The sequence below is a fragment of the Actinoallomurus purpureus genome (assembly GCF_024055795.1).
GTDB classification, from domain to species: Bacteria; Actinomycetota; Actinomycetes; order Streptosporangiales; family Streptosporangiaceae; genus Actinoallomurus; species Actinoallomurus purpureus.
On the sequence record NZ_JAMXMY010000001.1, the window covers coordinates 186,300 to 212,897 of the forward strand.

The window sequence follows — 26,598 nt, forward strand, 5'->3', positions numbered from 1 at the left end:
GGCGGCTCCCGGAGCACCCGAACCCTGTGCCGGGCCGGGATACGACCCCGACGACGTATCCCGGCCCGGCGCTCTCCCACGCGTCGCGTCGCACACATCGAACCGATCATCGGGCCAGGCGACCTGATCAGGATCGGGAGTCCTCAATGCGCGGCGATCCAGTCGTTGATCTTGTTGAACGACACGTTCGCCGACGGGTGCAGGGGAAGGTCGTGGGCGGTGCCGGGAACGGTCGCGACGCTGAGGCTGGCGGCGTGGTCGTAGTAGGGCGCCTCGTTGTTCTGGATGCTGCCGGCGGAGTGGCAGTCGACCGTGAGGTTGCAGAAGATGTCGTCTTCCTCACCCATCACCACCAGTACCGGTGCGGTGATCTGCCGGGTGGTGTTGAGCAGGGCCGGTGTCTGCAGTTCCGTGATGGACCCACTGACCTCACCCACGGTGGCGACGTCTTTGTGGGTCTCGTCGTACGCGATCACATTCGGGTCGGCGGTGCTGGGGTCGTAGAAATCGGGGCCGCGTCGACCTGGCAGGGTCGTGAGGTAGTTGATGTCGTAGCCGCCTGATGCGAACGCCGGGTCGAGTGCCGCAGGGTAGACGCTGGTGGCGAAACCGGTCGAGTTCAGGCCGATGCCCGGTATATGCAGGATGCCGGTCGCGACGACCCGCTGTACGTCCTGGTACAGCGCGGCCTCCTTCGTCTGGGTGATGGACCCCATCGAGTGCCCGATCCCGTTCACCTGCGCGTACCCTCGGGCGTGCGCCCAGCCGATCACCTGGTGCAGGACGTACGCATCGTTCGTGATGTTGAGCTGGGAGCCGTCCGGGCGGCTGCTGCTGCCGGTGCCCAGCCGGTCGTAGTTCAACGTGGCGCGGTGTTCCTGCAGGGTTTTGTCGACGTAGGAGTACGTGTCCGGACTCTGCGGCCAGTCCCAATACGTGTGGTTGTAGGTGGCTCCTGCCACCAGCACGTCGATTTCGTGTGGTCCGCTCGTCCAGGTCGCGGGGGTGCAGTACGTCGCCGCCACCGTCTGGTCGGCCGGCTGCCCAGCAGTGAGTGCGACCGGTATCGAGACGTCCTGACACGAGCCGTATGGATTCGCGGCGTTCGCGGGCTCGGCCGCGAGGATCGCACATGGACCCGATACCAGCGCACTCGTCAGAGCGATTCTCGTCATCAGTCTGGTGAGCGTCACGTCACACCCCTCTGATCGACCGCAACGTCGAGCTCACACGATGCGGGATTGTCAAGCGTCAAGCCCACCCCCGCACCCCGCTCGGCATAGAGTCCGTCGCCCGTAAGGCGTCGGTGGCTGGTCAGCGGCGCACGTGGATCTTGGAATGGCCAACTTAAAGTGAACACCTTGGCTCGGTCAATAAAAACGCCAGGCCGAGTCGCCGCCCGGCAGCGGTCGCCTCTCTCCGCAGTGGCCGTTCCCGCTCTTTCGGCGAACCTGGTGGGTCCCCGGTGCCAAGGGCCCGCCTGCTCAGAGTGCGAGGAGTTCGAAGGGCATCGCGTGGCGGACCCCCGCCGTCGTACCGGTGGCCTCGGCGATTCCGGTCAGGAACGCGGCCGGATCGAAGTCACTGCCGAGATTGTCCAGGTAGACCTTGTGCGCCCGAAGCGAGGCGATCCCGGCGTCGAGGTGACCGGTGACGTCCACGTAGTGCGCGGCGTTCGGAGAGTTGCTGAACAGCGCGAACCGCACGCCCTTCCACGGCTCCTCGGCCAGTTCGGTGAAGACCCACGGATTGGCCGCGTCTCGTACGGCGTCGGCCAGGGCCAGGCCGAACACCCGATGATCCGCCATGTTGAAGCCGTGCCCGCCGGACCACGTCTCGCGGAAGTTCAGCGACACGACGACCTCGGGCCGGTGACGGCGGATCGCGCGGGCGAGGTCACGGCGAAGAGGCAACCCGTACTCCAGTATCCCGTCGGGATGACCGAGGAACTCGACGACCTCGACCCCGACCTCGCGCGCGGCCGCCACCTGCTCCTCCGAACGGAGTCGCCCCGTCGTGGCCGGGTCCATCGACTCGATGCCGGCCTCACCCCGGGTGCCGAGCACCTCGATCACGGTCTTGCCCTGCGCCGTCCACCGGGCGATCGCCGAGGCCGCACCGTACTCCAGGTCATCGGGGTGGGCCACGACGGCGAGCGCCCGCCGCCAGTCCTCCGGTACCGCTTCCATGACGCGCACCTTAGCGCGGTGTCACTCTCCGCCGCTCATGGGCTGACCCGCGGGTTCACTCCCTACTCTCCGGGATCTTGATCCATGGTCTTGACTATTGCTCACCGGCGTCGTTGTAGCTCAGCCGAGGTGGAAGGCGAGCAGCGTGTTCTTGCTCGTGGCGGCGAGGATGGGGCCGCGGGTGCGGAGTCCCCATTGGTCGGTGGGGTCGGCGGCTGTGGGGTAGTTCCAGACGAGTCTTCCTGTCTCGGCGTTCCAACCGTAGAGTCCCGTGCCCACGCCGGTGCAGATCAGCCCGCCGGCGGCGACCAGTCCGGCGGTGCGGGCCGCGGGGGTGTTGACGGACCAGAGGCGTCGGCCGGTGCGAGCGTCGAGGGCGACGAGTTGTGGATTGTCCAGGATGTAGGCGTATCTCCCGTTGATTAGGAAAGTTCGCTCCTGTTCGCCGGGTGAGGTTGGCGTGTAGGTCCACCGGATCCGGCCGGTGGCCGCGTCCAGGGCGTAGATGGTCGGCCCGCCCGTGTAGACCAGCCCGTTGGCCACGGTGATCTGGAGCGAGAGCTCGCCGTCGTCGCCGGGGTTCGCCACGGCGTTGGGGAGGTCGGCGCTCCAGATCTTCTGGCCGGTGTCGATCGACAGCGCGTCGAGCGTGGTGTGTGAGGGGTTGCTGAAGCACAGGTTCCCGCTGCCCGCCAGCACGGTCCGTGTCGAGTGCGGACTGGACCACCGGACCGCACCCGTCGTGGTGTCGAGCGCGAGGACTTGGGTGCCGCCCCCATCCTGGACTCTTGCCGCGGCGAGGACGGTGCGGCCCTGGATACCGGAGAGGCCGACATAGGACGTCTCCGCCGGCCCCCGGTAAATCCAGAGTTGGCTGCCGGTGGCGGGGTTCAGGCCAACGATCGTTTTCGTTTGGTCGGTGAGGGCCAGCACGCCGTCGGTCGGACCCACCAGGTAGGGGTATTCCACCCTTTCCGGCAGGTTGTAGGTCCACTTGACCGTGCGGGATTCGTCCATGGCGGTGAGCGTGCCGCCGGAGCGTGCCAGGGCGTAGATCAGCGTTGGTCCGGTGGTCGCGTAGCCGAACTCGCTGGACCAGAGCTGCTGCCCGGTGGCCAGCGAGTAACAGCGGAAGACGGTGTCTCGGTCGGCGGAGCAGATGATCGCCCGGGAGAGGACATGAAAATTGGAGACCTCCTCGCCTTTGATCGCGGTTCGCCACAGGAGCTTCGGAAGGACGAGTTGGTGCCCCTTTCCGCCTCGGGTCGTGGCCAGTGCCGCTGCGGTTCCGCCGCCGATGACGGCGAGTCCTGTGGCGGCGGCTCCGCCGGTCAGCAGCCGCCGCCGGGTGCGGGCTCTGGCGAGGGCTCGCAGGTCCAAGACGAGGGTGTCCTCCCGCTGCTGCAACTCGTGGCCAATGGCGTCGGGGAGCCAGCCGGGGGCGACCGGTGGGGCGGCCAGCAGCTTTGGCAGTAGCCCTGCGAGTGGGCGCCGGTCGGGATCCCGGCTGAGGCAGGCGGTCACCATCTGCGCCAGGGACGCCGGTACGCCGTGAAGGTCGGGCGCCTCGTGCAGGGTCCGATGGATGATCGTGGGGACCGTGCCCTTGCCGTACGGGGGGCGGCCGGTGGCGGCGAAGGCCAGCACGGCACCGAAGGCGAACACGTCGGCGGCCGTGGTGAGCTGCCCGCCGCGGATCTGTTCGGGGGACATGTAGCCCGGCGAGCCGATGATCTGGCCTTCGGAGGTGAGACTGGCGCCGTCGGTGGCTTTGCTGATGCCGAAGTCGATGACCCGGGGGCCGTCTTTGGCCAGCAGGATGTTGGCCGGTTTGAGGTCGCGGTGCAGGAGACCTGCCTCGTGGATCGCGACCAGGGCCTCGCCCAGTCCTGCGCCGAGCGTGCGCAGCAGCGGCTCGGGCATGGGCCCGTGGCGTTCGATCGTCTCCTTCAGGTTGAGGCCGTTGACGTAGGCGGTAGCCAGCCATGGGACCGGCCCGTCGGGGTCGGCGTCGACCACCGGGCTGGTGAACGCGCCGCTGACCTTCTGGGCGGCCTCGACCTCGGCCCGGAACCTGGCACGAAACTCCCGGTCTCCGGCGAGTTCGGGCCGTACGACCTTGATGGCCACCGCCCGGCCCGCCGGGGACGCGCCCAGGTAGACCCGTCCCATGCCGCCCTCACCCAGGCGCCGAAGCAGGCCGTACCGGCCGATGTGGTGGGGATCGTCGGGCTCCAGCGCGGCCATCACGAACCTGCCCGGAAGCAGTAGAGCCGTTGATGGTCGGTCGCGAACACCGACGAGCCGGACATGGTTACGTCCCAATCCTCGTTGCCGGAGGCTGGGCCCCAGTGCGCCCACAGCGCCCTGCCGTCGGTCTTGGCGACGAAGATGCCTTGGGTCGATCCTGAGGAGCCGTTGAACGCGGCCGTGAGGAGACCGCCGGACACGGCGCTGTGCCCCGACGAGCTGCTGAGGGTTTCCGGGCCCGCCAGCGTCCACCTGGCGGCCCCGGTTGCCTGGTCATAGGCGTGAAGAACATCATTCCTGAAGATCACGTTTGCGCCTGAGGGGAGGACGGTGTTGAAAACCTTGTCGGTGTGCTGCGACCACACGGGCTTCCCGTCGGCGGTGTCGACCGCCTGGAGGGTGTCGGCGAAGTTGGCGAACACCCTGCCGCTGGCGACCGCGATGTCCAGCGTTTCCCAGTCCCGGGTGCCACCACCCTTGAGCCAGGTGTAGACCCAGCGCTTGCGGCCCGTGGCGGCGTCGAGGGCGGTGAGGGTGGGTTTGGTGTTGAGGTACAGGCTGGTCCGGTCGACGGCTCCGGAGACGTCCGAGCCGGTGATGGGGAGCCGCCACCGGATCTTGCCGCTGGCCAGGTCCACGGCCCAGACGGTTGGGTCGGCGCTGCCATCCGAGATCCTCTTCGATTCCAGGAGGATCGTGTCGCCGACCACGCCGTAGACGGACATGGGAAGGACGTCGTGGGGCATCGGAAAGTTCGTGGTCCTGCCGGTCGGAATGTCGATCAGGGTGAGCGACCGGTCCTCATCGTCGTTGCCCTTGCCGTCGGTGATGAGCGTCGATCCATGGACGGCATCGCCCGAAGACAGGGCGATGTTCGGCGCCCACAGCCGCCGCCCCGAGCGGGCATCCAGCCCGTACGTCCCCTCCTCACCGCCCCACAGAACGACACCGCCCGCCACCAGCAGGCGCGACTCGCTGGTCGTGACGGGCGCGGGCGGGGTGAAGGTCCACGTGGGCGGGGGTGCCGCGGCGAGGGCGGTCCCACGGGGGGCGGGCTTGGCGGGCTTGGCGGCCTTGGAGTTCCCGCGGGTGAGCGCCCTGGCCGTCGCACCCGCGCCGATACCGGCCACAGCGACCGCGACGGCCAGGCCCAGGACCCGGCGCCGCCCGGGATTGCCCGCGTCCGTGTCGTCGATCCGCGGCAGCGGTGGGGGTGTCATGGCCGGCTCGGACGACACCCTGTTCGCCTCGGCCTCCCTGGCCGCCACCTCCCGGCGCAGCGCGGGAGAGATCAGCGCCTGCGGATCGGCGGGGGTCAGGGCCGCTAGTACGGCCTGCAGCGGGGGGCGCCCGGCCGGTTCCTTGTCCAGGCAGGCGGCCAGCAACTCGCGCAGCGACGCAGGCACCCCGTCGAGCCATGGCTCGCCGTACATGACCTCATAGAGCAGTGCGGCCGAGTCCCGCTCGCCGAACGGTTTCGCACCCGTGGCCGCATAGATCAGCACACCCGCCAGCGAGAACACATCCGCCGCCGGCCCGGCGTCCTTGCTTCCCGCGATCTGCTCGGGTGCCATGAACGCCAGCGTGCCGACCATGCCGCCGGTGCCGGTGAGCTGCGTGGCGTCGGTGACCTTGGCGACTCCGAAGTCGATGATCTTGGGGCCGTCCTCGGCCAGCAGGATGTTGCCGGGCTTGAGGTCGCGGTGTACCAGCCCGGCCCCATGGATGGCCTGCAGCGCCTCGGTCAGTCCCGCGCCCAGGGCACGGACGGCGGGCTCGGGCATCGCCCCGATTGTCGTGAGGGCCTCGTCCAGCGCGGGCGCGGGGACGTAGCCGGCGGCGAACCAAGGATGTGGCGCGTCGGCGTCGGCGTCCAGCACCGGAGCCGTATAAAGACCGCTGACCTTGCCCGCAGCGGCGATCTCGCGGCGGAACCGCTCCCGGAAACCCGGGTCAGCGGCGAACTCCCCCCGGATGAGCTTGAGAGCCGCCAACCGGGCGCCTGGTGACCGGGCGAGATAGACGATCCCCATCCCGCCCGCGCCGAGGCGGGCGAGGAGTTGGTACTGGCCGACGCACGCAGGGTCCCCCGGTTGGAGCGACTGCACACCGACCTCCGATCAAAAGAACACGCGTGTATGCAGAGTTTAGTGAAAACCTGATTGCCTCGGTGACCTGTGGGTGCCCGTAATTCGGCCGCCTCCATGCGACCTGGGCGTATTCGTGGAGGAGGCCACCGAGTCTGTCTCGTCGGGTGATCTTCATATCGGCGTGCCAGCGCAGCAGCGTGCCAGGCGTGACCAGCAACCCGACCCGGCGCGGTTTCGGGAGCAGCCGGGCCAGCGCCGTGATCAGAGCCCGGTCGGCCCAGGTCGGCTTGGGCCGGGCGACCTGACGGCGTAACGCCGACAGCTGGTGGCGAAGCACCAGGATCTCGGCTTCCTTGGAGACGTCCGAGCGGAGGAGCAGAGCAAGGGCGCCGAGGAGCCGGATGAAGATCGGATAGACCAGTCGCAAAGCCACGAATCCGTATCCTGCCGCGCCCCGCCCGTGTCTGTGCGCCGATCGAGAAACCCCAGGTCATACCCGGTGGCCCAATGCTGGGCACCCGCACGGCTCGGCGGCCTCCTCCACGAATACGCCCAGGTCGCATGAGGTGACACAGGATTCGGGACCTACAGGCGGTGGCGGGGGCGACCAGCAGGTAGGTCGAGGGTGCGACGCCGATTTCACCGATGGTGGTCCAGGCGGTGACGCGGCTTTGTAGCGGTTTGGGGACGTGCTGCTGGATGAGGCTGCGCCAAGTTGGCCAGGTCGGCTGCGGCTAGGGCCACGCCGACACCACCGTCCGGGCCGCGTAAAAGCGCGTCCCCGCGCCCGTCAATCCAGTTCACTCAACCGCCGCCGGAGCTCATGCGCCTGGCGATCCTTGAGAACCTCGAACAGCGCCAGAGCCTCGCTCCACAGACTTCGGCAGATCTACCACGTTGACGCTGCGAGCATCATCGGAGTAGCCATCGAAGGCCGCATAATAGCTCCAGTCGCCCGGCTCGATCGCACGTAGTCTCACGAGCCTGCCAGACCAGACCGATGAACTCTTCATTGAATTCTACCCAAGCCGTTCACGTCGATACGACGGCTCTGGTTCCTCATCCGGCCCGCAGTCGAGACATCGCCCGACATGCCGAGGGTTAAATACCCTCGGTCAGGTGCGAGTGCAGGGAATCGGCCCGCTATCTGCCATTCATTCGCGGATACCATGCTCTGTACAGATCGAATTTCATGGCGTGGCGCCAAGCGATGTCCCACGAATTCAGATGCCGGGCAACCTCTTCAGGAACTTCGGTCCGCTCGAAACCCAAGAAACGGTTGGACTTGTCGAAACGCAGGAACACCAGCAGCCGGTCGTCGAATATCCAGTAATCATATGGCGGCAAGTCCAACCGCTGGGAGGCGTCGCGTAACAGGTAGCGGATATCCTCGCCAGCGGCCAGATTGAGAGGCGTATGGGCAATCTCGAACCGGAGGTAGTCGCTTGGCGGGTCGTCGACGACACGCACTCTCTCAACCCTTTTTCCGGAACCCGTCTGCCTGGACATGAGATCGAGCCATGGGCGAAACCATGCGGTATCCGGATCCGCACCGGCGAGAAATATCTGGAACGGCTCGTCCTCTTCGGCGACACCATACGAACGTCTTACCTCCAGGCGGCGAGCCGCGCTCGTGAAGGACGAGAAGAGATCGAGAAAGGCGTCACCGTCGGCGATCAGGGTCCCCATATCACGCCTGGGGGTCGAAGTCGGCGAGGAGGCGCCTGGGGACTATCACGAAGTTTTCGCCAGGAAGTACATCGCGCAGCTGCGCCAAGGCCTCTTCGTCGGTGAGCTGATAGCCCTGTACGACTATGTCCCCGGTGTCTGTTTCATAGAGAGACGGGCATGACCCGGCGTTGCTCGTGCTGCTGAGGAAGCGGAGTTTCACGATGTCCTCCCGTCGATTGGGTGGCATGCTGAGGTTAGTCTCTCGCACTGACCTTCGCCAGCCATACTTAGCTGACGATGCTGCTACAGTTGCCGCCCCATACGCCAATACAACGTCGACCAAAACTGCGAGCGACGCCATATCGGACACCAGAGCGCGGTAGGACCATCGTTTTTTCGGGTTGGAAGCGAATCAGGCGCTTTTTCCCAATCGGCACCCGATAGCGCACTTCAAGCGCGCCCGAGCATCGGCGCCGGGCCGAGTGACCGGCCTCCTCCGGCATTGCCGCCGGTATGTTGCCGTGCTGGTCAGAATGCGTCCGGCTGGCAGCCGACCCGGCACGCGGCCCGTCGATCCGTCTGCATCGCCAAGCGGGGACGGCTGCCCGCCGACGACACTGCGGGGATCGCCGCCGCGCTGCTGGACGCCTTGGCCGCCGCCCACGACGCCGGGATCACCCACCGCGACGCGATGGCCGTCTCAGTTCACGACGCCACGCCTGTCACCAGCGGAAACTCGTACACCACCTCCGTGGACGCAACCCCTTTACCCGCCTCGTCCCTTCGGGCACCACATCCGTGGACGTAACCGCCGCGAGAGGTTCAGTTGGGACGGATCGATAGCGCGTGGTGGAACACGTTGCGCGGATCCCAGCGGCGTTTGACCTGCTGAAGCCGTGCGTAGTTGTCCTTGTAGTAGAGGGTGTGCCATGGAGTGCCCGACGTGTTGTACCGAGGATCGGCCAGGTCCGCGTCGGGATAGTTGATGAATGCGCCGTCGTCGTCCTCGCCGGCCGGAACGCCGCCGCCACCGGCGTAGAAGTCGCGGTAGAACTCCCGGATCCATGTCAGGTGCCGGGAGTCCTCGGCCGGATCCTGCCAGCCGGCGAGGAAGCCGATCAGGAAGATCGAGTCACGGTGCGGCATCGCGGTCGTGCCGGGGGAGACGGCGTTGACGCGCCCGCCGTAGGTGTTGATGAACAGGCCACCGGACGGATCGTTGTCGCCGGCCCGGGTGAGGTGCCGGTAGGCGGTGGCGATCTGCTGGTCGGTGCAGCGGCGGCGTCGATACCCCGACTTCAGCTTGAGGCGGCGGTCGAAGGTTGTGGGGTCGTTGATCGCCTGCGTCGCCGAGGCGAGCCAGGGCATGGTGGACGACTGCCGCAACGGCCGTACGCCGACGCCGCGGCCGAGCGTGGTCACCAGGTCATCGAGTAGCCGGTCCGCACCGCTGCCGGCGGTTACTTGACCGGAGATGCCAATGGTCTCGCTGGGCTTGCTGGCGAGGACGAACTCGCCGTAGAAGGCGGCCGCGGGGGAGCCGGGTGCCGAGTTTCGCTCGCCCCATTCCCCATAGTTGCGCATCAGCCTGACGAACGAGTCCCGGTCGAGTTCCGACCATGGCCAATCCAAGGAGTAGCTCAGGACTGTGGAAGGCGGCCTGGGCAGAAGCCGGCCGGGGTCGGTGCCCTGGGCGTCTGGGGAGCGGAACCAGTAGCGGGTGACGATCCCGAAGTTGCCGCCCCCGCCTCCGGTGTGCGCCCACCACAAGTCCCGGTTGGGATCTGACGGTTCCCGGGTGGCCACCACGCTTCTGGCCTTGCCCGACCGGTCGACCACGACCACTTCGACCGCGAACAGGTGGTCGACGGTCAGGCCGTACATACGGCACAGCGCCCCGTATCCGCCGCCGCAGACGTGTCCACCTGCCCCGACGCCCGGACAGGTTCCGCCGGGGATGGTCACGCCCCAGCCGAGGAACAGCTTCCGGTACACCTCGCCCAGCGTCGCTCCCGCCTCGACCATGAAGGCGTTGCGGCGCCTGTCGTAGTCGACCTGCGTCATCGCGACCATGTCGATGAGAATGCGTACGTCCGGGTCGTCCACGAAGTTCTCAAAGCAGTGGCCGCCGCTGCGCACGGCGATCCGCCGCTTCGTTCGCACCGCTTCGTCGACCGCGCGTACGACGTCCTCTGTCGAGCCGACCACTCGGATCTGCTCGGGCTTGCCCTGAAAGCGATGGTTGTAACCCCTGAGCGCCAGCGAGCGGTAACGCGGGTCATCCGGGCCCACCGTGACCGAACCGAACGCAGAGACGCCTCCGAGCTGCGGAGCGGCCTGTACTGTCGCATGCCAGGAAGCCACGAGCGCGGCTGCAGGACCCGACACGGCAGCTGCCGCGCCTGCACGCAGAAGGGTGCGTCGGGTGGACTCGACCATGGTCGTCCTCCTTGAGGCGATCACGTGCGATCGAGCAACTGCCTCGCCTTCCACCGCCGCATCGCCCGACCGCGATCTATGTACGGATCTTTGAAGGCTAAGAACCTGCCGTCCGGCCGGAAAGGGAGCCATCACCCCTTCCTGCAGGTGGAGCCACCCCCAAAGGATCCGGGGGCTGGCCCGCTTCTCTCCACCGCGGCGATTTGGTAATGGGCCCCTCGCCGCGCATTAGGGCTCGTGACGTCCACACGTTCGCCGCCCTGGCCGGCGGCGAACGGGTCCTGGAAGGACGGAACCGATAGGGGATGGCGGGATGCTGTCGGCATCCTGTCCGAAGGCGTGCCCTACGCCTCGTACGCTGCCGCGCAGAACAACACCGGCATCAATGACGACTCGGCACCGAGCGCCGCGAGCTTTGATGGCGGCTCGCTGAGTTTCTCGGCGCAGGCGCTGGCCGATAATGGCCTGGTCTCCGGCGAGCAGAAGACGATCAACGGTGTCACCTTCACCTGGCCGGCTACCGCGGTTCCGGACAACATCGTCGCCAGCGGCCAGGCCGTCCCGGTCAGCGGATCGGGCAGCACGCTGGGCTTCCTCGGGGCGTCGAACAACGGAACCGGCTCCGGGTCGGGCACGGTCGTCTACTCCGACGGCACGACCCAGAGCTTCGCGCTCGGGTTCGCCGACTGGTGGTCCGGCAGTGCCATCCCGGGGACGTCGATCGCGGCCACGATCCCGTACCTCAACAACGGAAGCGGAAAGCAGAACCAGACCGTCCATGTCTACTACGCGAGCGTGCCGTTGAACCCGGCGAAGACCGTGCAGTACGTCGTGCTCCCGCACGTGACCGACGACGGGAAGGTCGCGCAGATCACCGCGTTGCACGTGTTCGCCATAGGAATCGGAGGCTGACAGGCTGACCATCCCGCGGTCGCGCCGCGCCGGGACCGGTGCGGCGCGACCGCGGGAGCCATGGTCGCCGCCTGTGCTGCTCGAAAACTCAGCTGAGGCCTTGACCTGGAGATTTGGCTGCGGGTGGTTGCTCCTGCTGGGATCCTCGCGAGATGTCTCTCGCTCTTGCTTACATGATCGTCAGGTTGATGGAGCCGCTGCGGTTCTTGGTCCGCGACCGGGACACCAAGTTCATCGCCGCCTTCGATGAGGTCTTCCGCGCCGCCGGCACCCGGATCATCAAGACTCCACCGCAAGCCCCGCGGGCGAATGCGATCTGCGAGCGGATCGTCGGAACGCTCCGCCGGGAGGTACTCGACCAGATGCTGATCTTCAACCACAGGCATCTGTCCAAGATCCTCACCGAATACGCCGAGCACTACCACGAGCATCGTCCGCACCAGTCCCGACGCCGGCGACCGCCCATCAGCAGCCTGGCTGACCTCCGCTCCATCCAGCGACGACCGATCCTCGACGGCCTGATCAACCAGTACCACCGCGCTGCGTGAAACCTGCAGGTCAACGACCGAACCCAATTTTCGAGCGGCACAGGCTACGAGCGGGCTGCCTCATCTGGCGAGACGGGCTTCCGTCCGGTCCGAGGCTGGGAAGAAGTGAGTGACCGGCCGCTCGAGCAGCCGGCCGTCGAGATGGATATCGACCTTCTCGTTGTAGAAGCTGACCAGCCCGGCGATCGGCAGCAGGCTACGGGTCGGGAAATCATAGGACCAGGCCAGATCCGGATGGGTGGTCCCGCCCACCTCGACCGACCAGTAGCCGGTTGTCCTGCCCTTGTACGGGCAGGCGGTCACCGTGTTCGTCGGCCGCAGGTACCCGAAGTCGATCTCGGTGCGGTTGAGGTAGTAGCGGGTCGGCAGGCCCGTCTCGAACACCATCACCGGTGCAGTGGACTCCGCCAGGACCGTCCCGTCGAGTTCGACCCGTACAGGCCGGGTCGAGCGCAGTGCGTCCACCCGGACGTAGGGGTTACGCGGGTGGACGAAGACCTCCTCGTCCTCCTCGAACCAGGCATCCAGCTTGTCCCATTCGAAGCGGACCATCCCCGACAGGCCCTCCAAGGAGTCGTCGGTGTAGACCCGACCGGCGGCCGGGCGGCTGATGTCGTCGACCTTCAGGCCCAGACTGCGGGCGGTGCCGCGGCTCAGCTTGTGCGGACGCTGCTCGTCGACGAGCGCGGACGGGTCGACGTCGCCGATCGGGATGTAGTACTGGGGGTAATAGGGCCACTCCCACAGGTACACCGCGCGGGTCGTGTCCAGCACGACACGGCCGCCCAGCATGGCACGGATCCGGCGTGGCACCGGCTCGATGTGATCGACCGGCGCGATCATTCTCGGAACGTTGGACACGGGCACCCCCTTCGCATTCGCCGGCCCGCTCGTCCCAAGCCGGCACGTCCGCGCACGAACCCGGCCCACGTCGGCCGCATGCGCCCCATATCGTCGGGCGATCTCACCTGGTTGGAAGCCGCTGACGCTCTGTAGCCGAGCATACGTCGCCGTCTGCGCTGGGGCGCTGGATCGAACCCGGCCTTCTTCAAGATCGCCCACGCCCGTTCGGGACGGTTCAGGAATGCTGCGTGTTCCCAGCGCTACGTGCTCCCGGAGAGAGCATGGGAGCACGAAATCGGGGGAGCAGCCGGGAAGACCTGCCGCGAGCGTCTGTGGCAGCGCGGGGACAGGAGCATGCCCAAGAGTGCACAGGAGCCGGGCATTGTCGGGATCCAGAGTCAGCCCGTGTTCTACGTCTCGGCGGGCCTCGCCGAAGTCACCGCGGTCGTAGCGGATGCCGGCGCGGTTGACCAGCGTGTCCACATGGTCCGGGTCGAGGTCCAAGACGGTGTCGTAGTCGGCCAGCGCCGCCTCATCCCGGCCGAGTTCGGAGAGTAGCCCGGCCCGGTTGTAGTACGCCTCGGGCGGGGGATTGCGGGCGATCGAGCGGTCGTAGTCCGCGAGGGCCTCCTCGGTGCGGCCGGCGCGGCGGTGCGCGTTGCCTCGCTCCAGGTATCCGTCGCTCTCCTCGGGAACAGGTCGATGGCTGAGGTCAGGTCCGCGACGGCCTGCGACCTCACGCTCAGTGTCAACAGGCCCGAAAACACCACATCGACAAGCTGGTTGATCTCGAACGCGCCTCAGGGTGGCAGGACGACACCCTCCGTTATCATCGCAAGAGCGACAGAGCCGGAAACCGTACAGTCCCGAGCTCCGCGCCTCTTGAGCTACTGTTGTTCGTAGGCGCCAGGACGCCTCGTGTTTCTACCGAGGTCTGATCGAAAAACGTGGCGCGGCGAGCGCCGGTGAACCGAAGACGTGCCACCACAGGCCTACTCCAGGACGTATCGCGGTTTCCCTGAGTGAACAGGCTTCCGCGGCGTCTCGAAACGGAGGCCTCCATGAAAGTCGTCGTGGACCTCACCCGATGTCAGGGATACGCGCAGTGTGTGTTCGCCGCCCCGGATGTGTTCACCATCCGGGGAGACGAGGCGCTGCTGTACGACTCGGATCCGGACGAGCGGCAGAGGGAGAGGGTCGAGCGGGCCGCGGCGGCCTGCCCGGTGCAGGCCATCGTCCTTGAACGGCAGGACGGCCGGCGCGGACAGCGGCACTCGCCGCAGCCGGCCATCGGAGACTTCGAGGAGGCGTTCATGCGCAACGGGCATGTCGTCATCGTCGGGGCCTCGCTGGCCGGGGTGCGGGCTGCTCTCGTGATGCGCAGGCAGGGCTTCACGGGCCCACTGACCGTCATCGGGGACGAACCCCATCTGCCGTACGACCGGCCGCCGCTGTCCAAACAGGTCCTCATCGGCCAGGCCCGGGCGCTGGGGACCGAGCTGCCGCGCCGCGACGAGTTCGACGTGACGTGGCGGTTGGGTGTCCCGGCCGCAGGTCTGGACCTGATCGGCAAGCAGGTCGAGCTGGCCGACGGCCAGAAGGTGGGATTCGACCGGTTGCTCATTGCGACGGGGTTGCGGGCCCGCCCGTGGCCGAACGAGGCCGAGGCCGCGCTCGACGGGGTGTGCACGGTCCGTACTCCGGAGGACGCGGCGGCGCTACGGCGCCTGCTGACCGCGAAACCGGACCGGGTGCTGGTCATCGGTGCGGGGTTCACCGGCTCCGAGGTCGCCTCCGCCTGCCGTGATCTGGACGTGCCGGTGACCGTCGTCGACCGGGGACCGGTCCCGCTGGCGGGGGCCCTGGGCGCGCTGATCGGCCGTGTCGCGGCGCGGATGCAGCGTGAGCACGGTGTCGATCTGCGGTGCGGCGTTCAGGTCGAGGCGCTGGAGGGCGACGGGAGCGGGCGGCTGCGGCGGGCCCGGTTGTCCGACGGCAGCGTGCTGGACGTCGACGTGGCGGTGGCCGCGCTGGGCAGCATTCGCAACGTGGAATGGCTGGAAGGCTCGGGGCTGGCGGCGGGGGCCTGGGGGGTGACCTGCGATGCCGGCTGCCGCGCCATGGACGTCAACGGCGTCGTCGCCGACGATGTGTTCGTCGCCGGCGACATCGCGCGCTTCCCTCACCCCGTCTACAACTACCAGTACCTGGCTCTCGAACATTGGGGCAACGCCATCGCCCAGGCGGAGGTCGCCGCTCACAACATGATCAGCGCTGGGAGCCGGCGCTGGCCGCACCTGAGGCTGCCGGAGTTCTGGTCCACCCAGTTCGACACCGAGATCAAGTCTGTGGGCGTCCCTACCTATGCCGACCAGGTGGTCATCGCCCAGGGGTCGGTGGCCGGGCGCCGCTTCGTCGCCGCCTACGGCTACCAGGGGCGCATCACCGCTGCGGTCGCCTTCAACCAGTCCAGATGGCTGGAGTTCTATGCGGAACTGATCGACCGGGCGGCTCCGTTCCCGCCCTCGTTCCCTACCGTCGACCCGCCCAGCGATGGCCACCCGGTCGCGGCCGAGGTCCCTGACCGGCCGACTCCGACCGGTCAGGCCACCGTCGTGGTCACCGGGCACAAGCCCAGCGAACGGCGGGCCAGGTTGGTGAGCAGACCGTACCTGTGACCCGGCGCTCCAGCCGTCTCACGACAGGAGGTGCTGACCATGGCCGGAAACGGCGTCTGGCGGCAGATCCTCGACTACTCCCACCGCGCTGACCCCTATCCGCTCTTCGCCCAGTTGCGCGAAACGCCGGTGCTGCGGCTCGAGGATGGCAGCTACGTGGTGAGCACCTACCGGGAGATCGTCGCCCTGCTGCACGACCCACGGCTGAGCTCCGATGTGCGCAACCTCCCCGACGTGGCCGCGACCGTCGGCTCCACCTCGGACGACGCCCCTCCCGGACTGCCACCGAACTTCATCCGAACCGATCCGCCGGAACACGACCGGATGCGGCGTCTGCTGACGTGGAATTTCGGGCCGCCCCACCGTCCCGGTCGCATCGACGGCATGTTGCCGGAGCTGTTGGAGATCGTCACCGGCCTGATCGACGACTTCGCGGGCATGGGTACGACCCGGGTGGACCTCGTCGATCGGTTCGCCTATCCGTTCCCCGTCACGGTGATCTGCCGCCTGCTGGACGTCCCACGCGAGGACGAGCCGCGGTTCCACGCATTGTCCGGGGCCGTCATCGAGGCCAACAATCCTGCCACCGCAGGGATCGCGGAGCGGCAGCGCCGACGGGAGAAGGCCATGGCCGACCTCGGGCAGTACTTCGCGACGTTGCTCGACGCCCGGCGCGACCGGCCCGCCGGCGACGACCTGCTCTCCGGGCTGCTGCGCGGCGACGGCGCTGAAGAGCCGATGACGCGTGAGCAGGTGCTGAGCAACGCGGCGCTGTTGCTCGTCGCCGGGCACGAGACCACTGTCAATCTCATCGCCAACGGCATTCTCACGCTCCTGCGGCACCCCGAGGTCCTCGACCGGCTGCGCCGCGGGAACGAACCAGACCTGGCCGCCCGGGTGGTCGAGGAACTCCTGCGCTACGAACCACCGGTACAGATACTGTCCACCCCGCGCAACGCCGTCGCCGACATCGAGATCGCGGGCACCATCATCCCCAAGGGCTCACCGGTCATCCTCGCGCTCGCCGCCGGTAGCCGCGATCCGGCCGTCGTCCCCGACCCGGATCGGTTCGATCCCGACCGCGAGCACAACGAACACCTCGGCTTCGGCGGCGGCATCCACTACTGCTTCGGCGCCCCGCTCGCCCGGCCCGAGGCCCGGATCGCCCTCACCGAACTCGCGTATCGGCTGGAGAACCCCCGGCTCGTCGACGACCCGCCACCGTACCGGGCGAGTCCGAGCCTGCGCGGTCCCCGCCACCTCCTCGTCGACATCGACGGCGTCGAACCGGCGCGACCGCCGTCAGAGCATCCCATCGCCCACTTGCGACGGCTACCGTGAGTCAGCCGAAGCAGCCTAGTGGCCTCAGGTTGGACGAATTCCTGGAGGGCAAGAACTCGCATTACGTCAAGACCGGACAGATCTGCCCCGATGAAATAGCTGATCTGGTGGATATTTCGTGGAGTATCCAGGTCCATGCGGCCCTAGGGTTGGCCGTCACCGAAGTGGCGGAACAAGACGGACTGACGCCATTCGGCGTTTCCAAAGGATTGTCATGATCAAACCCTATGGCCCCTACGATTTCATGCCGCCGATCAGGACCTTCTCGTTGACCTCGGAGTCCGTGGCCAACGGCGAGCAACTGGCCCGCGAGCAGGTGAGTGGCATCCTGGGGGCGGGCGGATTGGACATCTCACCGCAGCTGAGCTGGTCCGGCTTTCCCGAGAAGACGCGAAGTTTCACGGTGGTGATGTTTGACCCCGATGTGCCTACTGCCTCGGGCTTCTGGCATTGGGCTGTGGCGAATCTGCCCGCCTCCGTGACCGAGCTTCCGGCCGGGGCGGGCGACGGCAGGGATCTGCCTGGCGGTGCGGTGACGCTGGCCAACGACGCCGGCTACAGAAGGTATCTCGGTCCGGCGACGCCTCCAGGCAACGGCCCGGACCGCTACTTCCTCGTGGTGCATGCCGTCGACGTGGAAGAACTGGAAGTGTCCGAGACATCGACCCCTGCCTATCTGGACTTCCTTCTGTTCAGCCACGCGATCGCGAGGGCAACGATGTACGGCACCTTTGAGCGGGCCTAGACGGCGGGACAAGCCGACAGCACATACCCTCCCATGTGCGTGTGTGGACATGCGAGGCGTGCGGGACCGTCCTCGATCGAGACATCAACGCGGCCGGGCCGGACTGGCGGTGCCAGCCTGTGGAGCGCAGGTAGGGCTCAACCACCCGATACGAACGGAATCCCCGCAACGCAAGCCTTCCTCGGCCATAGCAGCCCTGTGCTAAATGATGTCGAGGCAGTCGAGGAATGGTGTCGCGGCGGATGCGTCCCCCGTGATGCGGCAGTGGTCGCGCCAGGGTTTGCGGGTGGTGGCCCACGCGATGAAGTCGAGTGCCGTGCTGTGGACCCGGGTGGTGGCATCCGCACCGGGTGCCACGGTCAGCTGCCCGTCCGGCCCGGTCGTGGGGAGGATGGTGACGGTGGTGGCGCCCGGCCCGGTCAGGTCGAGGACGAGGGGCCGGCGGACGGTGGCGGTGAGTTCGGGCCCCTGCATCTGGGGGAGGCCGGCGAGCATGAATTCGACGGCGGGGGCGACCAGGCCGTCGGTCGGTTCCGGCAGGGTGAACGGGAGCGGGCCGTCCGGGGAGAGCATGTCGTTGCGCAGGTGGCAGAAGACGTTGAACGCCATGGTGTTCGCCAGGAGGTGGCGCGGATACGTCCCGAGCCCGGGCACCTCGACGGGCTCGTCGGCCCCGGACGGTTCCTGGGCCGCTTCCAGGAGGTCCAGCTGCCGGGGGGTGCTGCGCCGCCACTCGTCGAGGACTTCGGCGTGGCTCCAGCCACGGCGTTCGTCGACGCGCAGGTCGTGGTAGCGCTCGCGGTTCTTCGGCAGTGAGGGGTCGGGCGGTGGCGGGTCCACCGCCTCGGAGGCGAGGGCCGCGAGGTGGGCCACCACGTCGATGACGCGCCAGCCGTCGCACGCAGACGGCAGGTCCCATTGCTCGTCGTCCACCTGGGGGATGATCTCCGCCAGTTGCGTCGTGCTCGAACGCGCGGCGGCGATGCCGGCACGGGTCATCGTTCCTCCCTTGCCTCGAAAGGACGGCCCGGTCAGGATGCGGCCTGGCGGGACATGCGGTAGGTCGCGGCGACGTCCGCGCGGCCGAGTCCGTCGTCGGCCGCGAGGTGGAGGCGTTCGCGTACGACTTCCGCGATGCCCAGGTGCAGGCCGGCGGCACGGGCGGTGTCGGTGATCAGGTCGGCGTCCTTGGCCGCCGCTTCGAGGGGGAAGGAGGGGGTGTCGAGGTCGTCGTCGATCATCTTCGGCCCCTTGCTCTGGACGTACTGGCCACGGGCCTTCCCTGCCCGGACGACGGGGTCCGGTTCGCTCCGCTCATCGTCGTGCCTCCATACGATCGACGGGCCGCGCGCCGTGACGGCCGGCGCGCATGGCCGGTGGTGTCGGCTGCCGCCCGGTACCGGGGGTTCAGGCGTCCTGGCCGATCCAGACGGTCTTGGCGTTCATGAACTCCCGCATGCCGAGGTCGGACAGCTCGCGTCCGTAGCCACTGCGTTTGACGCCGCCGAAGGGGATCTCGGGGTAGCTGGTCGTGTTGCCGTTGATGAAGGCCATGCCCGACTGCACGTCGCGGACGAAGAGTTCGCGTTCGGCCTCGTCCTCGCTCCACAGGTTCGACCCGAGACCGTAGGGGTGGCCGTTGGCTTCCCGCAGGGCCCCCTCCAGGGAGGGCACCGTCCACACCTGCGCCACAGGGCCGAAGACCTCTTCGTGGTACATCCGCATCTCCGGCGTGATGCCGGTCAGCACGGTGGGCGGGTAGAACCAGCCGGGCCCGTCCGGGCGTTCGCCGCCCAGCAGCACCGTTGCGCCCTTGCCGACGGCGTCGTCGACGTAGGACTCCACATCCCGCCGGCCGGACTCGGTGGCCAGCGGACCGATGTCGGTGCCCTCGTCCATCGGGTCGCCCACCACCAGCGCGCCCATCTTCGCCACGAACATCTCTATGAACGCGTCGCCGATGTCCTGGTGGACGAAGAACCGCTTGCCGTTGATGCAGGACTGCCCGTTGTTCAGGCACCGCGCCTTGACCGCGACATCGGTGGCCCGCTCCAGGTTCGTGGAGGGCATGACGATGAACGGGTCGGAGCCGCCGAGTTCGAGGACCACCTTCTTGATCTCGTTGCCGGCGATGGTGGCCACCGACCGCCCCGCCGGCTCACTGCCCGTCAGCGTCGCGGCCGCCACCCGCGGGTCGCGCAGCACCTGCTCCACCCTCCCCGCGGAGATCAGCAGGGTCTGGAACACGTCGTCCGGGAAGCCCGCGTCGCGGAAGAGCTGTTCCAGGTACAAGGCGCACTGCGGCACGTTCGAGGCGTGCTTGAGCAGGCCCACGTTCCCTGCCATCAAGGCAGGCGCGGCGAACCGCATGGCCTGCCACAACGGCAGGTTCCACGGCATCACCGCGAGCACCACACCGATCGGCTGGTACGTCACGAACGTCTGCTTCGCGCCCACGCGCCCGCCGTCACCGCCCAGGTCCCGCAGGAACGCGGGGCCCTCGGCGGCGTAGAAACGCAGCCCGCGCACGCACTTGACCACTTCCTCCTCCGCCGCGCGGAAGGTCTTGCCCATCTCCGTGGTGATCATCCCGCTGACGCTCTGGACCTCCTTCTCCAGACGGTCGGCCGCATGCTGCAGCCACCTCGCCCGCTCCTCGACGCTCGTCAGCCGGTACGAGGCGGCCGCTGCCGCCGCCCGGGCGAGCTTGTCCTCGAGGTCCTCAGGAGTCAGTTCGTCGAACCTCCTGAGGACCTCACCTGTCACCGGACTCGTTGTTGCGATGGCCATGAATTCATGGTAAGACTCCGTGATTTGCGCCCCGTGTTCGACCCGCGAAGCGGCGCGCTCGTCGTCGGGAGCCGTTCCTTCCACGTCGGCCAGAACCCCTCTGTCCAACAGCGAGCGACCCGCCATGCGGCCACCACACCCGCTGCCGATCGCCCAGCACCGGATGCGCAAGCGCAGGCCCGCTAACATGGTGATATCCGAAGCGGCGGCCGGGGGCCGACGCCAGAATCCGATTCTTGCCCACGCTGCACGGCCCGAGCCGCTCTCCGTCTTCCGCTTGTCAGCGAAAGCGAGGCTCACGTGATGCAGATGCGAGCAGCCCGGATGTACGGATACCAGGAGCCCCTTCGAATCGAAGAGGTACCCGTCCCCGAGCCCGCGCCGGACGAGATTCTCCTGAAGGTCGCCGCGACGGGCATGTGCCGAAGCGACTACCAGCTCCTCGACGGCTACTTCAAGGGCCCGTTCCCAGTGGACCTCCCCTACATCCCCGGTCATGAGGTCACAGGCCGAGTGGCGGGACTGGGCGGCGGCGTACCGAAGACGGTGGGCTACTCAGAGGGCGACATGGTCGTGGTCAATCCCAGCTGGGGAGACGGCACGTGCCGGCAGTGCCGCGAAGGCAACGAGCAGCTGTGCAGCGGAAACGGCCGGTGGGTGGGCTTCGGCCCTCCCGGAGGCTTCGCCGAGTACATGGCAGTGGAGTACCGCCATGCGATCCCGGTCTCAAAGGACGCCGCGAGAGCACCTGAGCTCCTCGCCCCCATGACCGACGCGGGCATGACCCCGTACCGAGGGATGAGGAAGCTCCGGGACGCAGGCAAGCTCGGCCCCGGCCGCACCGTCGCAGTCACGGGCATCGGCGGGCTGGGAAGCTACGCGGTCCAATACGCAAAGCTGCTCGGAGGCGGCGCGACCGTGGTGGCGCTCGCGCGTACGGACAGCAAACTGACCGTAGCGGAGGAGAACGGCGCGGACCACGGGATCAACGTCAGGGACAAGTCCACCGATGCCATCCAGGACGAACTGGAGCGGCTGACCGGCCGGAGAACAATCGATGCCATCCTGGACTGCGTCGGCAGCCAGGCATCTGTCTCAATGGGGTTCGACCTGCTGGGCCCCGAAGGCGCACTGGCAGCCGTCGGCCTCATGAGCAACCGCGTCGAGCACCGTCAGTTCCCCTTCGTGGGCACGGAGCTGTCCTACCTCGGTTCCTTCTGGGGCAACCACTTGGACCTCGTCGAGGTGCTCTCCCTCGCCGAAGCCGGCCTCATCAAACACAACGTCACCAAAGTCAAGCTCGAGGACATCAACGAGAACCTGGAAGCCCTGGGCCGCGGCGACATCGTCGGACGCCAGGTCATCGTCTTCGCGTGAAGCCCGCGGCGGGCAAAGCACTCCCTGCCAGACTGGTGTGACACACGGGACAAACAAGTCCTAAGTGGTCCCGTTCGTAAGTCCTTCGGGGGTTCTCAGGCTGCGACTGGTGGTTCGCCTACATCGAAGGCGAACTGGCCACCGGAGACCGGCTTCCCCTCATCCGGCTCCGCTACGGCGGATCAGCCTCCATCTGGGGATTCGGCCTCTACCTCGCCAGCAGCGGCAAATACGAGAACCAGATCCTGCCCACCGGCATGACCGCCGGCACCCCCCCAGAAGCACTCGACTGCGCGTGCGGCCTCTACCTCGGCCACTGACCACTCAACCCCCGAAGAACTTACGGCTCAGACCACTTAGCGATAACCGACCCCGTGTCCCCTTTGGCGTGACACGTACCGTTTCTCCGGCGATGGCGCCCCCGAGACTGCATCACCGTGACGCATCCACCGGCCTGCTGCTCAACGGGACTATTGCCGGATTAGCGGTCCAGAGGTTATGGTCCAGAAATTCGCCGCTTTCAGCGTCGACCGAAACGGAGGGTCCCCACCATGGACGACAAGCTGAAGGGCCTGGTCCTGGATGAGGCAGCCGCGGAGAAATTCGCCGCCCGGCTGCCGGACGAGGGCATCATGCGGGCAGGTTCCGTTGCTCAGCTGGATACCAGCAGCCCGGCGGACAGCGAGGTCAACCAGACGCATTAGCCGTCACTCGGTGGCGGTCTCCCAGTGACGACACGTCGGCGAGGATCGGCGGGCTGTACGAATACGCCGCGGTCCTCGCCGGTGATCCTGGTTCTTGGGTGAGTTCCATGCAGCGCATGAATTCCAGCGTCCGGACGGTCCCGCTCGAAGAGACGCTCAGGAAGGCCAAGGTCATGGCGGTCGCTCTCGGTATCACCAGAGTGACGGATACGACCTGGCTTGATTGCGTCGGGATACCGGTCTTCGCGGGCATTCGCCCTAATGCCATGCCCGGATCCCTCTGTGTCAACGCGGGAAAGGGCGTGCTGGCCGACGAGGCCCGCGTCGGTGCCTACATGGAGGCCATCGAGTTCACCTTCGCCGAGTACCGGAACCGCACCGTCGATGTCATCACGTCGACGCCCAGACATGTGTCCACCCAGGAAGACGCCGACTTCGAGTTCGTCGACCTGTGCCCGATCATCGGACGGAAGGTCGCCGCCGACGGCCCCTTGGCTTGTGTCGAGGCCGAAGACATAGTGACGGGCGGGCGACTCCTGGTACCCGCCGAACTCGTCTTCTCCCCTTATCCGGAAAACCCCGGACAACAGGTCTTCGGAACGAGCACGAACGGTCTCGCCTCCGGCAACACCGTCGAGGAGGCGACGGTCCACGGCCTCGCCGAACTGATCGAGCGCGATGTCCAAGCCCATAACTTCATCCACGACAGGTCGCGGTATGTGGAGTTCGACACGCTCCCACCCGAGGTCGACCTGTTGCTGCGACGGATCGACGACGCGGGCTTGACCCGGGTGGTCCGATACACGCCGAATGCCTTCGGGCTTCCCTTCTTCCAGGGGTTCATGCTCGAGCCCACCGACGAAGCCCCAATCGCGATAGCGGTCGGATCGGGCCTGCACCCGTTCAAGGACATCGCGGCGGTCCGAGCACTGGCCGAGGCCGCACAATCACGGCTGACGTACATCCACGGCGGTCGCGACGACATCATCGATCGGCATCGGTATTTCGCCCGCTTCGACGGAGAATTCGAACGGCGGACCATTGGGCGGGCGAGGCAGCGGATCCAGGCCGACGGTGACACCGTCCGCTATTCCAGCGTCCCGGACGGGGCGGGGGGCGTGGCGAGCATTGAAGACGCGCTGACATGCCTCATCGACATCCTCAACAAGAACCGGATCCGCCAGATACTGCGTGTCGTCCTCACCGGCAAGGATTCGCCGCTGTCAGTCGTGAGAGTCATCGCCCCGAAACTGGAGTCGTTCCAGCCGGAACTGAAGCGGGTCGGTCCCAGGCTTCTCAACGTCATGGATCTCGTCGAGGACACGCGTGACGCCCCCTGAACTCATCCTGTTCGCCGGGCCCACGGCCTATGGCGTCGACCGGCGACTTATCTTCCGTATGGACGTGTCGGTACGCCCACCCGTGCGACGTGGAGACGTCGAAGCCCTGGTGCGGGACGCAGGCGGCGTGCACACGATCGCCATCGTCGATGGGACCTTCCACAGCTATCCGTCCGTGGGTCACGCAGAGATCCGCGAGGCAGTCGAGGCAGGTTGGACGGTATGGGGGCTCTCCTCCATGGGAGCACTGCGCGCCGCGGAAATGCGTCACCTAGGTGTCCGTGGGTTCGGCGACGTATATGCCAGATATGCCGCCGACCCAGAGTTCGACGATGATGAGGTCGCCGTACTCCATGCTTCGGAGGCTCCCTACCGGCCATTGTCAGAGCCGATGATCCACATACGCGGCTTCCTGGAGGACCTCGCCGAACGAGGCATCATCTCCCAGGAAGCATGCCGATCGGTCGCCTTGGACCTCAAGCAGAGGTGGTATGCCGAACGAACTCTGCGTACCGTCCACGACAGTCTCAAGAGAGTCGACGTACGGGAGTGGGACGTTGTCCGATCAGGACTCGCCGACTTCGGCTCCTTCCGCAGTAAGACTTCGGACCTCGTGCGCTTCATGACGGAGCAGCCGTGGAAGACGGGATCGCGATGCGAACGGAATTGACCGCGCGGGACCTGCTGGATGAGATCGGCGGGCTGCCCTTCGTGGACTCGGCATTCCGGCCGCCGACGCTTCTGGCGCTGGCGGCCGCGAGACGACGTGCGGCCGAACCCGAGGCGTTTTCCCGGCTCGTCGACTACCTCGATCCGGCTAACGCGGCGGGGATCTTCGCACGCAACGCACGCAGCACGCTTGAAGATTTCGCCTGGACGCCGCTCCCGGAGGATCGGGTGTCCGTGGTTTTCGAAGCGACCGCCGCGATCACCACCTTCCTGCCCGAATGGAAGCCGCTGTTCGACATACCGGTCCGCTACCGGAAGGTCGAGGGAGACTACGCAAGCGGCTCCTACGCGTTGATCCCGCAGACGATCTACTTGGGGGAAGCCGCCTTCTCGTCGCCTCGATCGCTCAAGGAAGCCCTGATCCACGAGCACGCACACGTCTGGCTGACCTTCATCGCGGAGATATCGGATCTACAGCGTGATGGCGCGCCGTCACGGTTCGTACTTCCATCTGGAACTTCAGGCCGATCCCTGCGAGCCGTTCTGCTGGCCGGGCATTTCGCGGCGGCGGTGGCCCGCTTCTACCTGGACTCAGGCGCGGAGGACCCTGTTTCCCTGAGCCGTGCCGCCTACATGATGGAATACCTCGATGGCTGTGTCAGGACGGCGATGGGCGATCCGTTCTTGACTCCGCTCGGCGAAGCGGTGCGTGGGAGATTGGCGTCGTTCTCCGCGTCGCTGCGGACGGCCCGCCGCGCGCGGTGAAGACCGCGCGAACAGTCCTGATTATCACGTGCACACTTACCCGCGGTGGCCGCGCCCGCCCGGAGCCGGTTTCAGGCACCGTTGCCAGGGCGCTCCACGGCGAAAAGCGGCGAGCCCGAACAGGGCAGCGGTCCGCGTCACCGTCGTCGCGACGCTTCTGAATTCCCCGCTCCGGCACGGCGCACCTACGCGCGACCCGCGCTGGAACGACGCGCACGCGGCGGTGACCCGCCTTCCGTTCCCCACCGACCACCTGCACGTGACGATCCTCTACGCGAACCCCGATCGCCGACGAACCGCCCAGGGTGCCCATCGTTGACGCTCACGACGGTTGGGAAGTGAGATCGAAGAGGCTCTCCTGGCCGACGATGTCGTGCTCATAAGCCTTGGGCGCGCCTCCCAGCGCGTCTTGGTGTGTTTCAGGTCAGGGCTGGACCTGCCGCTGCGTCACCCGTGTGGCGAGGCGCGTGACGGCCACGGTCGCGATCCAGCAGAGGTACGCCCAGTCGCCGGCGAACGCGACGGGGATCGACACGGCGAAGCAGGCGGCGATGGCGCCGCTGCGCAGCATCGCGTCGGTGAAGCGTTCCGGCGGAGTGCCTTGGGCGGCCAGTCCGGCCCGTCGTACGTGCCAAGCCATCAGGAGAAACAGCAGGCTGGTCACCGTCTCGATCAGCGCGTAGAAACCGAAGCGCAGCTGGAACGCCCCGTCGCCGGCGAGTATCTTCGTGGCGAACGGGATGAGCACGACCATCAACAGCCACAACCCGTTGAGCGCGCTGAGGATCCGGTCGAGGCAGCGCAGGCCACGGAACACCTTGCGGTGCGCGGACCAGTGGGCCCAGATGACCACGAAGCTGATCAGGAACGCCTTGTACTCGGGTCGCGCCTCGAGCGCCGCGTGCCACAGTTCGGCGTTGGTCCCCCCCTTGGGAACGGGCAACTCCAGAGCTAGCAGGGTGATCGCGATGGCCACGACGGCGTCGGTGAACAGCATCATGCGTTCGACGACGGGACCCTCGTGCTCACTCTCGGGCTTCTCCACGGATGACTCGATCGCCGTCACAGCGGTCACCGTAGCAGCGCGACGCCACCGGCAGTGCCCTGTGGGGTGCCAGAACCCGTGCAGGGCATCTGAACACGGCTTCTATCCTCAGCGCTCGTGTTCTTTCGCCTCCTGTGCCTGCTCGTGGTCCGGTTGTTCGGCTGGCTGGCGCTCCTTGTACGAAGTGATGCTTCGAAAGAGG

General features: G+C 67.1%; 24 protein-coding genes and 1 pseudogene. 13 read left to right on the forward strand and 12 right to left on the reverse strand.

The window, feature by feature from the left end; genetic code table 11:
- Window positions 1-143: 143 nt before the first annotated feature.
- The 6 genes from NE236_RS00800 to NE236_RS00830 form a co-directional block, all read right to left on the reverse strand.
- The gene (locus tag NE236_RS00800) at window positions 144-1,193 is read right to left on the reverse strand and encodes an alpha/beta fold hydrolase (RefSeq protein ID WP_252839801.1); all 1,050 of its coding nucleotides are present in this window, start codon (window positions 1,191-1,193) and stop codon (window positions 144-146) included.
- A gap of 291 nt (window positions 1,194-1,484) precedes the next feature.
- On the reverse strand, window positions 1,485-2,189 hold the full coding sequence (locus NE236_RS00805; RefSeq protein WP_252839802.1) for a PIG-L deacetylase family protein: 705 nt from the start codon (window positions 2,187-2,189) through the stop codon (window positions 1,485-1,487).
- 120 nt (window positions 2,190-2,309) lie between these two features.
- Window positions 2,310-4,436 (reverse strand): protein kinase domain-containing protein, encoded by a 2,127-nt coding sequence (locus NE236_RS00810; protein WP_252839803.1) that lies wholly within the window; start codon window positions 4,434-4,436, stop codon window positions 2,310-2,312.
- Window positions 4,436-6,547: a serine/threonine-protein kinase gene (locus NE236_RS44245; protein WP_252839804.1), complete on the reverse strand. Its 2,112-nt coding sequence runs from the start codon at window positions 6,545-6,547 to the stop codon at window positions 4,436-4,438. The genes NE236_RS00810 and NE236_RS44245 overlap by 1 nt, the downstream gene beginning before the upstream one ends.
- Window positions 6,548-7,672: 1,125 nt before the next feature.
- On the reverse strand, window positions 7,673-8,218 hold the full coding sequence (locus NE236_RS00820; protein WP_252839805.1) for a DUF6879 family protein: 546 nt from the start codon (window positions 8,216-8,218) through the stop codon (window positions 7,673-7,675).
- Between the two features lie 804 nt (window positions 8,219-9,022).
- The gene (locus NE236_RS00830) at window positions 9,023-10,639 is read right to left on the reverse strand and encodes an FAD-binding oxidoreductase (RefSeq protein ID WP_252839807.1); all 1,617 of its coding nucleotides are present in this window, start codon (window positions 10,637-10,639) and stop codon (window positions 9,023-9,025) included.
- A gap of 237 nt (window positions 10,640-10,876) precedes the next feature.
- Here NE236_RS00830 and NE236_RS00835 point away from each other — a divergent pair, with 237 nt between their 5' ends.
- Both NE236_RS00835 and NE236_RS00840 read left to right on the forward strand, forming a co-directional pair.
- Entirely contained in the window at window positions 10,877-11,551 is a 675-nt protein-coding gene (locus tag NE236_RS00835) for a hypothetical protein (RefSeq protein ID WP_252839808.1), read from the forward strand.
- Between the two features lie 173 nt (window positions 11,552-11,724).
- Window positions 11,725-12,099, forward strand: coding sequence for an integrase core domain-containing protein (locus NE236_RS00840; RefSeq protein ID WP_252839809.1), 375 nt, complete (start codon window positions 11,725-11,727; stop codon window positions 12,097-12,099).
- A 60-nt stretch (window positions 12,100-12,159) separates the two neighbouring features.
- Here NE236_RS00840 and NE236_RS00845 read toward each other — a convergent pair whose 3' ends face one another.
- Window positions 12,160-12,960: a DUF427 domain-containing protein gene (locus tag NE236_RS00845; RefSeq protein ID WP_252839810.1), complete on the reverse strand. Its 801-nt coding sequence runs from the start codon at window positions 12,958-12,960 to the stop codon at window positions 12,160-12,162.
- A 336-nt stretch (window positions 12,961-13,296) separates the two neighbouring features.
- Here NE236_RS00845 and NE236_RS00850 point away from each other — a divergent pair, with 336 nt between their 5' ends.
- Window positions 13,297-13,500 carry a hypothetical protein gene (locus tag NE236_RS00850; protein ID WP_252839811.1) on the forward strand — a complete coding sequence of 68 codons (204 nt, stop codon included), beginning with the start codon at window positions 13,297-13,299 and terminating at the stop codon, window positions 13,498-13,500.
- Here the strand turns inward: NE236_RS00850 and NE236_RS44905 are convergent.
- Window positions 13,471-13,806, reverse strand: a pseudogene (locus NE236_RS44905) (tetratricopeptide repeat protein); the annotation flags it as partial. The gene NE236_RS00850 and the pseudogene NE236_RS44905 overlap by 30 nt on opposite strands.
- 197 nt (window positions 13,807-14,003) lie before the next feature.
- Between NE236_RS44905 and NE236_RS00855 the strand changes: the two are divergent.
- The 5 genes from NE236_RS00855 to NE236_RS44910 are packed head-to-tail and all read left to right on the forward strand — an operon-like array spanning window position 14,004 to window position 17,840.
- On the forward strand, window positions 14,004-15,620 hold the full coding sequence (locus tag NE236_RS00855) for an FAD-dependent oxidoreductase (protein WP_252839812.1): 1,617 nt from the start codon (window positions 14,004-14,006) through the stop codon (window positions 15,618-15,620).
- Between the two features lie 39 nt (window positions 15,621-15,659).
- Window positions 15,660-16,961, forward strand: coding sequence for a cytochrome P450 (locus NE236_RS00860; RefSeq protein WP_252839813.1), 1,302 nt, complete (start codon window positions 15,660-15,662; stop codon window positions 16,959-16,961).
- A gap of 29 nt (window positions 16,962-16,990) precedes the next feature.
- Complete coding sequence (locus tag NE236_RS00865) at window positions 16,991-17,179, forward strand: hypothetical protein (protein WP_252839814.1); 189 nt, start codon at window positions 16,991-16,993, stop codon at window positions 17,177-17,179.
- A complete protein-coding gene (locus NE236_RS00870; RefSeq protein ID WP_252839815.1) occupies window positions 17,176-17,706 on the forward strand; it encodes a YbhB/YbcL family Raf kinase inhibitor-like protein in 531 nt (176 codons plus the stop codon). The genes NE236_RS00865 and NE236_RS00870 overlap by 4 nt, the downstream gene beginning before the upstream one ends.
- Before the next feature lie 41 nt (window positions 17,707-17,747).
- Window positions 17,748-17,840, forward strand: a complete 93-nt coding sequence (locus NE236_RS44910) for a hypothetical protein (RefSeq protein WP_372494209.1) — start codon at window positions 17,748-17,750, stop codon at window positions 17,838-17,840.
- A gap of 67 nt (window positions 17,841-17,907) precedes the next feature.
- Here the strand turns inward: NE236_RS44910 and NE236_RS00875 are convergent, their stop codons facing one another.
- From NE236_RS00875 to NE236_RS00885, 3 genes are all read right to left on the reverse strand, one after another.
- Window positions 17,908-18,705 (reverse strand): maleylpyruvate isomerase family mycothiol-dependent enzyme, encoded by a 798-nt coding sequence (locus NE236_RS00875; RefSeq protein ID WP_252839816.1) that lies wholly within the window; start codon window positions 18,703-18,705, stop codon window positions 17,908-17,910.
- A gap of 32 nt (window positions 18,706-18,737) precedes the next feature.
- On the reverse strand, window positions 18,738-19,043 hold the full coding sequence (locus NE236_RS00880; protein WP_308209041.1) for an NAD-binding protein: 306 nt from the start codon (window positions 19,041-19,043) through the stop codon (window positions 18,738-18,740).
- Window positions 19,044-19,113: 70 nt separating this feature from the next.
- Window positions 19,114-20,496, reverse strand: coding sequence for an NADP-dependent succinic semialdehyde dehydrogenase (locus NE236_RS00885; RefSeq protein WP_252839818.1), 1,383 nt, complete (start codon window positions 20,494-20,496; stop codon window positions 19,114-19,116).
- A 303-nt stretch (window positions 20,497-20,799) separates the two neighbouring features.
- Here NE236_RS00885 and NE236_RS00890 point away from each other — a divergent pair, with 303 nt between their 5' ends.
- From NE236_RS00890 to NE236_RS00910, 5 genes are all read left to right on the forward strand, one after another.
- Window positions 20,800-21,873: an NAD(P)-dependent alcohol dehydrogenase gene (locus NE236_RS00890; RefSeq protein WP_252839819.1), complete on the forward strand. Its 1,074-nt coding sequence runs from the start codon at window positions 20,800-20,802 to the stop codon at window positions 21,871-21,873.
- Between the two features lie 551 nt (window positions 21,874-22,424).
- Entirely contained in the window at window positions 22,425-22,577 is a 153-nt protein-coding gene (locus NE236_RS00895) for a hypothetical protein (RefSeq protein ID WP_252839820.1), read from the forward strand.
- A gap of 116 nt (window positions 22,578-22,693) precedes the next feature.
- Window positions 22,694-23,917, forward strand: coding sequence for a YcaO-like family protein (locus NE236_RS00900; protein ID WP_252839821.1), 1,224 nt, complete (start codon window positions 22,694-22,696; stop codon window positions 23,915-23,917).
- Complete coding sequence (locus NE236_RS00905; RefSeq protein WP_252839822.1) at window positions 23,904-24,587, forward strand: TfuA-like protein; 684 nt, start codon at window positions 23,904-23,906, stop codon at window positions 24,585-24,587. The genes NE236_RS00900 and NE236_RS00905 overlap by 14 nt, the downstream gene beginning before the upstream one ends.
- Window positions 24,554-25,351, forward strand: a complete 798-nt coding sequence (locus NE236_RS00910; RefSeq protein ID WP_252839823.1) for an aKG-HExxH-type peptide beta-hydroxylase — start codon at window positions 24,554-24,556, stop codon at window positions 25,349-25,351. The genes NE236_RS00905 and NE236_RS00910 overlap by 34 nt, the downstream gene beginning before the upstream one ends.
- Window positions 25,352-25,775: 424 nt before the next feature.
- Here NE236_RS00910 and NE236_RS00915 read toward each other — a convergent pair whose 3' ends face one another.
- On the reverse strand, window positions 25,776-26,417 hold the full coding sequence (locus tag NE236_RS00915; protein ID WP_252839824.1) for a TMEM175 family protein: 642 nt from the start codon (window positions 26,415-26,417) through the stop codon (window positions 25,776-25,778).
- Window positions 26,418-26,598 lie beyond the last annotated feature (181 nt).

Bases quoted from the DNA above. Each gene is read 5' to 3' on its own strand.
- NE236_RS00810 (WP_252839803.1), bottom strand. From the start codon at position 4,436: ATGGCCGCGCTGGAGCCCGACGATCCCCACCACATCGGCCGGTACGGC.
- NE236_RS00840 (WP_252839809.1), top strand. From the start codon at position 11,725: ATGATCGTCAGGTTGATGGAGCCGCTGCGGTTCTTGGTCCGCGACCGG.
- NE236_RS00820 (WP_252839805.1), bottom strand. From the start codon at position 8,218: ATGGGGACCCTGATCGCCGACGGTGACGCCTTTCTCGATCTCTTCTCG.
- NE236_RS00850 (WP_252839811.1), top strand. From the start codon at position 13,297: ATGCCCAAGAGTGCACAGGAGCCGGGCATTGTCGGGATCCAGAGTCAG.
- NE236_RS00855 (WP_252839812.1), top strand. From the start codon at position 14,004: ATGAAAGTCGTCGTGGACCTCACCCGATGTCAGGGATACGCGCAGTGT.
- NE236_RS00890 (WP_252839819.1), top strand. From the start codon at position 20,800: ATGCAGATGCGAGCAGCCCGGATGTACGGATACCAGGAGCCCCTTCGA.
- NE236_RS00805 (WP_252839802.1), bottom strand. From the start codon at position 2,189: ATGGAAGCGGTACCGGAGGACTGGCGGCGGGCGCTCGCCGTCGTGGCC.
- NE236_RS00870 (WP_252839815.1), top strand. From the start codon at position 17,176: ATGATCAAACCCTATGGCCCCTACGATTTCATGCCGCCGATCAGGACC.
- NE236_RS00895 (WP_252839820.1), top strand. From the start codon at position 22,425: ATGGACGACAAGCTGAAGGGCCTGGTCCTGGATGAGGCAGCCGCGGAG.
- NE236_RS00885 (WP_252839818.1), bottom strand. From the start codon at position 20,496: ATGGCCATCGCAACAACGAGTCCGGTGACAGGTGAGGTCCTCAGGAGG.
- NE236_RS00860 (WP_252839813.1), top strand. From the start codon at position 15,660: ATGGCCGGAAACGGCGTCTGGCGGCAGATCCTCGACTACTCCCACCGC.
- NE236_RS00900 (WP_252839821.1), top strand. From the start codon at position 22,694: ATGAATTCCAGCGTCCGGACGGTCCCGCTCGAAGAGACGCTCAGGAAG.
- NE236_RS00830 (WP_252839807.1), bottom strand. From the start codon at position 10,639: ATGGTCGAGTCCACCCGACGCACCCTTCTGCGTGCAGGCGCGGCAGCT.
- NE236_RS00875 (WP_252839816.1), bottom strand. From the start codon at position 18,705: ATGACCCGTGCCGGCATCGCCGCCGCGCGTTCGAGCACGACGCAACTG.